1 pseudogene is annotated in these 419 nt (G+C 60.9%); it reads right to left on the bottom strand.

The features are described 5' to 3' along the window. Window positions 1–408 (bottom strand): annotated as a pseudogene (locus E4T71_RS09045) (hypothetical protein); the annotation flags it as partial. Window positions 409–419 lie beyond the last annotated feature (11 nt).

The following is a 419-nucleotide window of genomic DNA, read 5'->3' as shown; positions in this document are numbered from 1 at the left end:
TGGCAAGGCATCGCCCTCGATCACGCCTTTGAGCGCAAACATGGGCGCACGCTCGCGCCACAAGGTATTGGCGTGCAACGTCGTCGGCGGCAGAGTGTCTGGCGCAAACAGTTGGCTGTTCAATTCCAGAGACAAAGCCTCTGGCTGTTGCCCGTCATGCGTGAACTGGCAGACAGGGTCAACCCATGAAGGAGGAGACACCTCGTAGGTCACGCAGTAGTCCAGCGCAGCCAGCTCAAAGTCGTCTTGCATGTGCATCATGCGCAGCAAGGCCAGGCGCATATGCCACCAGCGCGTATCCACGCCGTTGTCACCCGATGGGCTCAGATTCTTTGCCACGGCCAGCAGTTGATCCGCACCGGTAAAGACCCAAGGCCCCACCTCATTGGCCCACTGCTGCGCCAGCACCCGCCATGGCC

It is taken from the genome of Streptococcus sp. WM07 (assembly GCF_004570525.1).
Lineage (GTDB): Bacteria > Bacillota > Bacilli > Lactobacillales > Streptococcaceae > Streptococcus.
The sequence above is the reverse complement of the archived record's forward strand: the minus strand, read 5'-3'. Positions and strand labels throughout refer to the sequence as shown.